Source organism: Streptomyces adustus (genome assembly GCF_009377175.1).
Taxonomy (GTDB): Bacteria; Actinomycetota; Actinomycetes; order Streptomycetales; family Streptomycetaceae; genus Streptomyces; species Streptomyces adustus.
The window spans coordinates 1-9,901 of sequence record NZ_VJZD01000311.1 but is presented as its reverse complement, the minus strand read 5'-3'; the positions used below and the strand labels follow the sequence as shown (position 1 = coordinate 9,901).

General features: G+C 73.8%; 9 protein-coding genes. 7 read left to right on the top strand and 2 right to left on the bottom strand.

Translation table 11 applies throughout. The features are described 5' to 3' along the window. The first annotated feature begins 15 nt into the window (after positions 1-15). Positions 16-1,200: an imidazolonepropionase gene (gene hutI, locus FNH09_RS41270; RefSeq protein ID WP_152895002.1), complete on the top strand. Its 1,185-nt coding sequence runs from the start codon at positions 16-18 to the stop codon at positions 1,198-1,200. A gap of 17 nt (positions 1,201-1,217) precedes the next feature. On the opposite strand, the gene FNH09_RS41265 is transcribed toward hutI, so the two are convergent. Both FNH09_RS41265 and FNH09_RS41260 read right to left on the bottom strand, forming a co-directional pair. Next, a complete protein-coding gene (locus FNH09_RS41265) occupies positions 1,218-2,765 on the bottom strand; it encodes an RICIN domain-containing protein (protein ID WP_152895001.1) in 1,548 nt (515 codons plus the stop codon). Between the two features lie 163 nt (positions 2,766-2,928). Then, positions 2,929-3,846 (bottom strand): RNA polymerase sigma factor SigF, encoded by a 918-nt coding sequence (locus tag FNH09_RS41260; protein ID WP_152895000.1) that lies wholly within the window; start codon positions 3,844-3,846, stop codon positions 2,929-2,931. A 248-nt stretch (positions 3,847-4,094) separates the two neighbouring features. On the opposite strand from FNH09_RS41260, the gene FNH09_RS41255 reads away from it, so the two are divergent. The 6 genes from FNH09_RS41255 (at position 4,095) to FNH09_RS41230 (ending at position 9,850) form a co-directional block, all read left to right on the top strand. After that, complete coding sequence (locus FNH09_RS41255; RefSeq protein WP_238427410.1) at positions 4,095-4,559, top strand: STAS domain-containing protein; 465 nt, start codon at positions 4,095-4,097, stop codon at positions 4,557-4,559. A gap of 260 nt (positions 4,560-4,819) precedes the next feature. After that, positions 4,820-5,356, top strand: a complete 537-nt coding sequence (locus tag FNH09_RS41250) for an ATP-binding protein (protein WP_152894999.1) — start codon at positions 4,820-4,822, stop codon at positions 5,354-5,356. 409 nt (positions 5,357-5,765) lie between these two features. Then, positions 5,766-6,479 (top strand): LPXTG cell wall anchor domain-containing protein, encoded by a 714-nt coding sequence (locus tag FNH09_RS41245; RefSeq protein ID WP_162469866.1) that lies wholly within the window; start codon positions 5,766-5,768, stop codon positions 6,477-6,479. A gap of 37 nt (positions 6,480-6,516) precedes the next feature. Next, a complete protein-coding gene (locus FNH09_RS41240) occupies positions 6,517-7,356 on the top strand; it encodes a COG1361 family protein (protein ID WP_152894998.1) in 840 nt (279 codons plus the stop codon). Further along, the gene (locus tag FNH09_RS41235; protein WP_162469865.1) at positions 7,353-8,528 is read left to right on the top strand and encodes a hypothetical protein; all 1,176 of its coding nucleotides are present in this window, start codon (positions 7,353-7,355) and stop codon (positions 8,526-8,528) included. The genes FNH09_RS41240 and FNH09_RS41235 overlap by 4 nt, the downstream gene beginning before the upstream one ends. 74 nt (positions 8,529-8,602) lie before the next feature. Then, complete coding sequence (locus FNH09_RS41230; RefSeq protein ID WP_152895003.1) at positions 8,603-9,850, top strand: hypothetical protein; 1,248 nt, start codon at positions 8,603-8,605, stop codon at positions 9,848-9,850. Positions 9,851-9,901: the final 51 nt, after the last annotated feature.

Sequence of the window (9,901 nt, the reverse complement as noted above, 5' to 3'; positions counted from 1 at the left end):
CCCCACGAGGACGCCATGAGCAGCAGCACGGTCAGCACCGTCGTCACCAACATCGCCACTCTGGTCACCAACGATCCCTCCCTCGGTGACGGGTCCCCCCTCGGTGTGGTCCGGGACGCGGCCGTCGTCATCGAGGGCGACCGTGTCGTGTGGACCGGTGAATCAAGCAAAGCACCCGCCACCGACAACCGGGTCGACGCCGGCGGCCGCGCGATGCTGCCCGGCTTCGTCGACTCCCACTCCCACCTGGTCTTCGCGGGCGACCGCACCGAGGAGTTCAACGCCCGCATGTCCGGCCGGGCCTACAGCGCCGGCGGCATCCGCACGACCGTCGCGGCGACCCGGGCGGCCAGCGACGAGGACCTCGAACGCAATCTCACCCGCTACCTCGACGAGGCCCTGCGCCAGGGCACCACGACCTTCGAGACGAAGTCCGGCTACGGCCTGACGGTCGCCGACGAGGCCCGCGCGCTGCGCATCGCGGCCCGGCACACCGACGAGGTGACCTACCTGGGCGCGCACATCGTTTCGCCCGACCTCGCCGACGACCCGGCCGCCTATGTCGCCCTGGTCACCGGCGAGATGCTCGACGCCTGTGCCCCGTACGCCCGTTGGATCGACGTCTTCTGCGAGAAGGGCGCCTTCGACGGCGACCAGGCCCGCGCGATCCTCACGGCCGGCAAGGCCAAGGGCCTGCACCCGCGCGTCCACGCCAACCAGCTCTCGTACGGCCCCGGCGTCCAGCTCGCGGTCGAACTGGACGCGGCGAGCGCCGACCACTGCACCCACCTGACCGACGCCGACGTGGACGCCCTCGCGCACAGCCGTACCGTCGCCACCCTGCTGCCCGGCGCCGAGTTCTCCACCCGGGCGCAGTGGCCCGACGCCCGCCGCCTTCTGGACGCGGGCGTCACGGTCGCCCTGTCGACGGACTGCAACCCGGGATCGTCCTTCACGTCCTCCGTGCCCTTCTGCATCGCGCTCGCGGTACGGGACATGGGGATGACGCCGGACGAGGCGGTCTGGTCGGCCACGGCGGGCGGCGCGGCCGCCCTGCGCCGCGACGACGTCGGCCGCATCGGCCCCGGCGCGTACGCCGACCTGACCCTCCTCGACGCGCCGAGCCATGTCCACCTCGCCTACCGGCCGGGCGTGCCCCTGGTCAGCGGGGTGTGGCGGCGAGGCGCGCGGGTGCTCTGAGCTCTGCCCGGCAGGACCTAGGCGGCTCCCGCCCGCCACCGCTGGACCGGACCGCCGCTCAGCGGCTCCAGCGACACTCCGTCGCCGTAGGACTGCGGGGTCACCCCGGTCTCGATCGCGATCGCGGGGCGGATCACCCCGTCGTCGTCGACCGTGAAGGTGAGGTTGCGGCCGTTGCGGCCGTCGACCGAGTCGCAGTTCCAGACACCGACGCCGTTGTCGACGTCGCCGCGGCTGTCGAGGCAGAAGTCCGGGTCCGCGTACGACTGGAGGACACCGCGGTCCGCGTCGACCCGCCAGCGCTGGGTGTCCGCGCCGGAGCAGGGGGCGGTGACGACGTCCGTGCCGTTGTCGAAGTCCCCGCCGACGTCCAGACAGCGGCCCGTGGACACGTTCACGACCTGGGCGTAGGCCGCGCCCGGCGGCCGCGGCGCGGGCGAGGGGGTCGGGGTCGGCGTCGGCTTGTGGGTGGTCGGCCTCGGGCGGGCCGAACTGTGGCTCGGCGAGGGCGAGGTGCGGGTCGGGGACGGGGTCGGGGCCGGCGCGGAGTAGGTGGCCGTCGCCGTGACCGTCACCGGGGGACTGGAGGGAAGGGCCGCCGCGCCCGCCGACTGCTGCCGGTCCTGCGAGCCGTCCGACGTGTTCAGGAACAGCAGCAGCGGCACCAGGACCACGCTCAACGCCGCCGAGGCCAGCACGATGCGTCGGGACTGCGGCCAGGTCCGGGGCGCGGAAGGATCCGTGACACGCGCGTCGAGGCGCGGGTTGACGCGCGTCGCGGCAGCCGCGTCGCTCCGGGCGTAGGCGGTGCCGCCCCACGGCAGCAGCCCCTCGGCCAGCGCCGTGCGCGGGTCGTCACGCAGGGCGGACAGCTCCTCGTACGCGCTCGTGCAGTGCGGACAGCGCGTCATGTGGGCGTGCAGGTCGGGGCTGTGGCGGGGGTGGTCCGGTCGCGCGGACTCCTCGATCAGCCGACGGAAGTCGCCGCAGCGCGGGTCGTCGGAGGCGGCCAGCCGGGCGCGCAGACAGGCCTGGCCCAGTGCCAGCAGCGCCTGCGGTGCGCCGTGCCGGACGTCCCATTCGGTGAGCCCGAGGAATCCGGCGGTCCGGTTCTCCGGCTCCCGGTCCACGACGCCGTACCAGATCAGGCCCTGCGCGCGGGACGGCAGGGAGCGGAACGCGGCGAGCATGGGCGGGACCGGGCCGCCCGGCGGGGCGGTGTTCAGGACCAGCAGCAGCCCGGAGTCGAGGCCGGCGGCCCGCCCGTCGGTGGCCCAGGACGCGGCCGAACCCGCGGTGAGCAGCAGGAGCCGGTGGCGCAGAGGCACGTCGGGGTCGGTGCCGCGTGCCGTCTCGCGGGCCACGGAGGTGAAGGTCTGTGCCGCCAGCTGGCGTGCCGCGGCCTCGCCCGTCACGCACAGGCGGGCATAGGCGAGGACCGAGGACTGGTGGCGGGCCCGGAGCTCCTGGAGCGCCGGATAGGCGGACGCGGTGTCAGCGCGCAGCAGTTCGGTCAGCCGGGCGTCGGACGCCCCCGCGTGGACTTCGCCGCCGCCTTGTGCCATGTTCTCCGGCCCTCCTTGCCCCCCGACGGTCACCCGACCGTCCTGACGTACCAGCCAGTTTGGGATGCCCATGGTGAGGGAGGAGAGGCTTTGGGTAAAGGGTTATCTCCGGGTAATCAAAGTGGCTGCCGGTGCGCGGGGTTGGGGCGGCACCGGTCACCCGTCACTCCTCGGCCGTCAGGCCCTTGCGCAGCCGCACCAGGGTCCGCGACAGCAGGCGCGACACGTGCATCTGGGAGATGCCGAGTTCCTCGCCGATCTCCGACTGGGTCATGTTGGCGACGAAGCGCAGCGAGAGGATGTGCCGGTCCCGGGGCGGCAGTCCGGCGATCAGCGGCTTCAGGGACTCGACGTACTCGATGCCCTCGATCCCGTGGTCCTCGTACCCGATGCGGTCGGCGAGCGCTCCCTCGGAGTCGTCCTCCTCGGGCTGCGCGTCCAGCGACGCGGCGGTGTACGCGTTCGACGCCGCCATGCCCTCCACGACCTCGTCCCTGCTGATGCCGAGGCGCTCGGCGAGCTCGGCCACCGTCGGGGCGCGGTCGAGCCGTTGGGCCAGCTCGTCGCCGGCCTTGGCCAGGTCGAGGCGGAGTTCCTGGAGCCGGCGCGGGACGCGCACGGACCAGGAGGTGTCGCGGAAGAAGCGCTTGATCTCGCCGATGACGGTCGGCATCGCGAAGGTGGGGAACTCGACGCCGCGGGCCAGGTCGAAGCGGTCGATCGCCTTGATCAGGCCGATGGTGCCGACCTGGACGATGTCCTCCATCGGCTCGCTGCGCGAGCGGAAGCGGGAGGCGGCGAACTTGACCAGCGCGAGGTTGAGTTCGACGAGGGTGTTGCGGACGTACGAATACTCGCGCGTCCCTTCCTCCAGCGACTCCAGCCGCTCGAACAGCGTCTTGGACAGGGCCCGCGCGTCGACGGGGCCGACCTCTTCGTACGGGGGAATCTCCGGAAGCCCGGCGAGCACGTCGTCCTGCGGGACGGGCGCGGGGTGGTTCCGCTCGATGGGATCCAGATGTTCCGGAAGGGGTGTCGGCGTCGTCCGATGGGTATGCGACGCGTCGAGCCGGGGTGACATGATGTCCTCCATCGTTCTCGGCATATGGCTGCCGAAGCCAGTGCGCACTGCGGTGTGCGGCGCCTCCAAAGCCGGCCGTGTCGGGTGCGTGTCTCTACTAGCCCTACCCGTTCCACCGAGTCCACCGCAAGTCCGATTCAGTGGTAAATGTCCGTTTATGGGCGGTTGTTCGGGTGTCAGGTTGTGTGGAGAAGGCGTAGTGTTCGAGAGCATCTGTCAGCAGTCACGACCTCGGGAGTGAGAGACGCATGGACCGCGGGACGGTCGGCAGCGCGCAGTCGGGCCGGCTTCTGGTGGAGGTGCGGGAAGAGGGCTCCAGCGCCGTCGTGACGCCGGTGGGTGAGCTCGATCACCACACGGCGGATCTGTTGCGCGACCCCCTCGACGACTGCCTCTCCAAGGGTTTCAGCAAGCTGGTCGTGGACTGCTCGCGCCTGGAGTTCTGTGACTCCACCGGGCTGAACGTGCTCCTGGGCGCGCGGCTGAAGGCGGAGGCCGCCGGAGGCGGGGTGCACCTCGCGGGGATGCTGCCCGTGGTGGCGCGCGTGTTCGAGATCACCGGGGCCGAGGCGGTCTTCACCGTCCACGACTCGGTCGATTCGGCTCTGGCCGACGACGGCGCGAACGGTGACGGCGGCGGTGACGACGGCAGTGATGTGGCGAAGGGCACCGGAGATGGCCGTGCGGCGGGGGAGTCCGGCGACTCGGCCTGAGCCGGTCCGCCGGTCGGCGGTCGGCGTTCCCGGCCCTCGCGTCCGGCTGCGTCCCGGCCGTCTCGACCCGGGTGAACCCGTGCGTCCGCTCGTGGACGGGTCCCCGGGTGACGTCGGCTCGTACCGACAGGGGGGTGTTCGGTCGGCCCGGTCGGGCAGGAGACATCCTGAATGTGTCGGCGCCGCGTCGACGGAATCGCCGTCGATCTACGTACTGACTCTTGAATCGTGAACTGGTGAATCGGTGAGGTGAAGCGCTGATGAGCACCACCCGGCCCTGCTCGCCGGGCGACCGCGGCCCGGAGCCGATCGGCGCTTCGGGGGCGTCCGAGGGTGACGTGCCAGGTGGCGGCATGTCCCGCGAGGACGCGGTCGCGTCGTCGACGGGTCGTCAGGTCCGCCGGCTGAGCCTGGACGGCCAGAGCGGCGTCGTGCCGCTCGCCCGCGACTTCGCCCGTCAGGCGCTGTACGCGTGGGGCTGGTTGCCGGCCGCCAGCGCGGATCGCCGGGCGGCCGCCGAGGACGTGCTGCTCGTCGTGTCCGAGCTGGTCACCAACGCCTGCCTGCACGCCGAGGGGCCCGAGTCGCTCCGGATCTCCTGCGACAACAAGGTCATCCGGGTCGAGGTCGCCGACCGTGGCACCGGTCAGCCGGCCCCCCGCACCCCGCACCGCGCCGGCCGGCCCGGCGGGCACGGCATGTTCATCGTGCAGCGGCTGTGTCTGGACTGGGGTGTCGTCCGCGCGCCGGGCGTGACCGGCAAGACCGTGTGGGCGGAGCTGGGCGCACCGGCGTGAGCCGGTGGGAAACCTTTCCGCCGCACCCGGCCCCTGGGGCATCGCCGCCCTCGGGGTCCGGCCACGGCTCAGGCCTCGGCCGACCCGCATGGTCCTGACGACCCCTCGGGTCCTGGCCTCCCATGGGCCTGGCTGCCCCTCGGCCCGGTCCGACCTCCATGCCCCTGAGCGCCCCGCGGGCCCCGGCCGATCTCCATGGCCCTGAGCGCCACTCGGGCTCTTACTCGCGGTTACCCTCAGGCCGGGCCCTCGGGCCGTACTCCCGGTCCGGGCCCTCCGGTCGCCCGCACGGCCTTCGCTCCGCGTCCACCGGACCGGCGCAACTCCGGCGTGCGCCTTGTCTTCCCTCCTCGCGGCCCCGGGCGTACCTTGACGGCCGATCTGATGTTCCGTCAGAAACGAGGGGACCGTGTCGTACCAGAAACGAACCGCCGCGTTCGCGTCCGTCGCGGCCCTGGCCGGCTCGGCGGTCCTGCTCGCCGCCCCGGCGGCCCGGGCCGAGGTCGTGAACGTCAACTACCAGTGCAAGACGCCCATCGGCGACAAGAGCGCCGTCTCGCCCATCGACATCGAGGGCGTCAAGAGCGGCAGCGGCTACCGGATCACCATGTCCTGGCAGAAGGGCGTCTCGTCCAGCCCGGTCGAACTGGGCAAGGGCGCGATGAACCCGAGCGCCACGGTCAGGCTGGGCGGCGCCGACAGCGGCACCCTCACCGTCACGGGCGCCGCCAACCAGGCCGCCATCCCGGCCAACACCCCGATAAAGATCAATGACTTGAGCGGCACGTACACCCCGAAGAAGACCGGCAAGGTCACCTTCACGGCGGGCGTGCTCACCATAAAGGCGCTCGGTACGACCACCACGTGCACGCCCGCCAACAACCCCGGGCCCTCGCTCACCCTCGACGTGACCTCGGCGGCCGGCGGCACGAGCGGCGGCTCGACCGGGAGCACGAGCGGGGGCACGCACAGCGACAGCGGTTCCGGTGCGGCTCTTCCGCAGACCGGCCCCGCGGACTCCGCCGTCGCCCTCGGCACGCTCGGCGGCACGGTGCTCCTGGCCGGCGCGGCGGGCGTGCTGTGGCTGACCCGCAGGAACCAGACGGCGCGGGAACGCCGCTGACCGTCCGTCGCGACGCCCCCGCCCGATGGAGCCGCCGATGTCGTACGCCGCCCGTGTCCTGCCCCTGTCCGTCCTGCTGCTGCTGGGTGCCGCGCCCGCCGACGGCGGCTGGTCGGCCGCGCCCGCCGGCGGCGGCCGCCCGTCCTTCTACGTGGAGGGCGCGCCCGGCGCCGTCCAGCAGGACGCGGTGTCCCTGACCAACCGCGGACGGCGGCCGGTCACCGTACGGCTGCGCGGGACCGGGGTGCCGGTGACGTTCGCCGGTGCCGAGGTGCGCATCCCCGCCCGCACCCGGGCCGACGTCCCCTTCACGGTGACCGTCCCGGCGGACGCGGCCCCCGGCGACCGCTCCGGCACGATCGTGGCGCGCGGCGGCGACGGCCGTACGGCGACCGTGCCGCTGCGACTGCGGGTCGGCGGGCCCGAGTTGTCCGCGTTGACCGTCGAACACGTGGCCGTGCACGCCGACCGCATCACGTACGAACTGGTCAACCGCGGCACCACGGTGCTCACCCCGCGGCTGGCGGTGCGCGCGAGCGGAGTGTTCGGCCGCCGGCTCCTGGACCGCGCCCCGCGCGCCCTGTCCGTCGAGCTGCCTCCGGGACGCCGGCTGAAGCTCAGCGAACCCTGGCCCGGCCGGCCCGTCCTCGACGCGGTGGACGTGACGGTGACCGCGACGGCGGCGGGCGGCGCCCGGGACACGGCGAGCGGGTCGGCGCGGTTCGTGCCTTGGGGCGCGGTCGGCGGGACGGCGGGCGCCGCGGGGGCGGCCGCCGCCGCGCTTCTCGTCGTTCGGCGGCGCGGGGCCCGTACGGCGGGCCGCCCCGCGGCGCGGCGGCCGGGTACGCAGGTCGAGTCGACGGGAGGGCTGCGGTGAGCGGCAGACAGCGGATCGGAGTGCTGGCGGCGGTGTGCGCGGCGCTGCTCCTGCTGACCCCCACGGCACCGGCGACGGCCGCCGGGCCCACCGTCCAGTTGTCGCGGGCGCAGGCCGGAACCGGCGGTTCGATCACCGTCAGCGGCAGCGGCTGGCGGTCGCACGCCCTGCTGATGCTGCTGGTGTGCGGGCAGTCGGCGCCCTCGCGCGGCGTCCTCGGCGGCACCAACTCCTGCGCCAACGCCGACGGGCGGGCCGTCACCACCGACGCCGACGGCCGCTTCAGCCGCGTGCTGCCGGTGACCGAACCGCCGGTGCCGTGTCCGTGCGTGGTGCATGTCGCCACCGTGACGGGGGCCAAGGCACAGGCCGACGCGGTCCTGCGGGTGGCCGGGCACCCGGTGCGGCCGCTGCCCGCGCGGACCGACGCCGGACGGCTGTCCGTCCTGACCGACATCCGGCTCGACGGATCGAGCGGCGTGCTGACCTGGTTCGGCGCCCCGCCCTCGCGCACGATGGTCCTCACCGTCGGCAACGTCGGCACCGACGCCGTGACGGACCCGGTCTTCCGGGTCGGAGTCTCCCACGGGGTGTTCGCCCCGCAGTGGGACGAGCAGCAGTGGCGGGGCACCCTCGCGCCGGGCGGGAAGGCGCGGATCAGGCTGCCGGTGGAGCTCTCCGCCGGGGCGCACGGCGACTACACCGTCTCCCTCGCGTACGGCGGCCGGGTCCTCGGCGAGCAGCCGTGGGGCGTCGGCCGTCCCTGGGGCGTGACCCTGTTCTGGATCCTGCTCTGCGTGGTCGTACCGGTGGCGGTGTTCCGCGTCGGGATGGCGGTGGTGGACCGCGTCCGGCCGCACCGGCCACGGCGCCCGCGGGGGCCGCGACGGGCGCACGCCGGGCGGTCCCCCGGCCGGGCGGCCCGTCTGTCGCGGCTGCCGGGGCGGCGCCGCGGCGACCGTACGGACGCGTCGGACGCGTCGGACGCGCGGGACGGGTCGTACGCCATGGGCGCCGCGACCGGTGCGCCGGCCGCCGCGTCCGCTCCGACTTCGACCCTGCCGTGGTTCACCCCGGACTCCGCTCCGGGCCCGGCGGCCGGTCGGCTCTCCGCACCGCACGACGACAACCCGGCGAGTCCTACGACTCCCGTCACGAAGGGACCCACGTGAGCATGCGAAGGAGAGTCACACCGGTCGGCCGCCCCGGCGGCATACGCAGAGCCGGGGCGGCGGGGGCCGCGTTGATGCTGGGCGGCGCGGGACTCCTGCTGGGCGTGGCCGCGACGCCCGCCCAGGCCGCCGAGGTGTCGTTCGCGACCCACTGCGTGCCGCCCGCCGGGCTCGACCCCGTGGACGGCACCACCAAGGTCGAGATCACCGCGCCGGCCACCGCGAAGGTGGGCGACACGGTCGAGGTGGTGTGGAAGTTCGTCCAGGCCGCCTCGAAGAACCCCGACATCATCGACCTGCCCGCGAACTCGGTCCAGCCGTCCGGCACCCTCAAGGCGGCCGGCGCGCAGAGCGCCGACATCGCGATGCAGGGGCCGCGCGAGAACCCGGCGATCCCCAAGGGCGCCGCCATGGTGCTGTCCGACATGAAGGGCACCCTGAAGCTCACGACGGCCGGGACGGTGACGCTGACCCCGGGCGCCTACACCGTCAACGCCATGTCGACGGACACCAGGTGCACACCGACGTCGACGGTGCCGCAGGCGGCGACCATCGAGGTGTCGGCGGGCGGCGGGGGCACGTCGAGCCCCTCGTCCAGCGCGACCGTGTCGCCCTCGGGGTCCCCGACGGGCACGGCGAGCCCGACCGGATCCGCCTCCGCCTCGGCCTCCGCGTCCGCGTCGGCGAGCGACGGCACCGGGCAGACCGAGTTCACCGGCAAGCAGGTGCAGGTCCCGTACGCGTGCAAGACGCCCATCGGCGACAAGAACGCCACCTCGGCCGTGCAGATCGACGCAAAGAAGGACGGCGGGAGCTTCGCGCTCACGGTGAAGTTCGGGCAGTCGGTGATGGACAGCCCCGCGGACATCCCGGCGGGCTCGGTCAAGCCGTCGATGGAGGTCGTGCTCGGCGGCGCCGACCACGGCACGGTGCACGTGGAGGGGCCGCTGAACGCGGACGTGATCAAGTCGGGCGACCCGATCGAGATCCCCGACCTGACTGGCACCTACAAGCCTGGCGCGAGCGGTGAGTCGACGCTGTCCCCGGGCGTGTTGACGATCGAGGCCCTCGGTACGACCACGACCTGCACGCCGACGTCGTCCGAGGTCTCCCTGACCCTGGACACCACCGAGCAGGCGAGCGGCGCGTCCGGGTCCACCGGCTCCGGCACGACCTCCTCCGGCAGCACCTCCACCGGCGGTCTCGCGGAGACGGGCGCGGGCGACCACGGCGCCCTGAAGGCCCTCGGCCTGGTCGCGGGGACGGCGATCCTGCTGGGCGGCGCGGTGTTCACGTTCATGCCGCGCCGACGGACGCGGTAGGGCGGCGGGTCCGCCCCGGCACACGCGAGGGCCGCCGCACCCCGGTGGGGG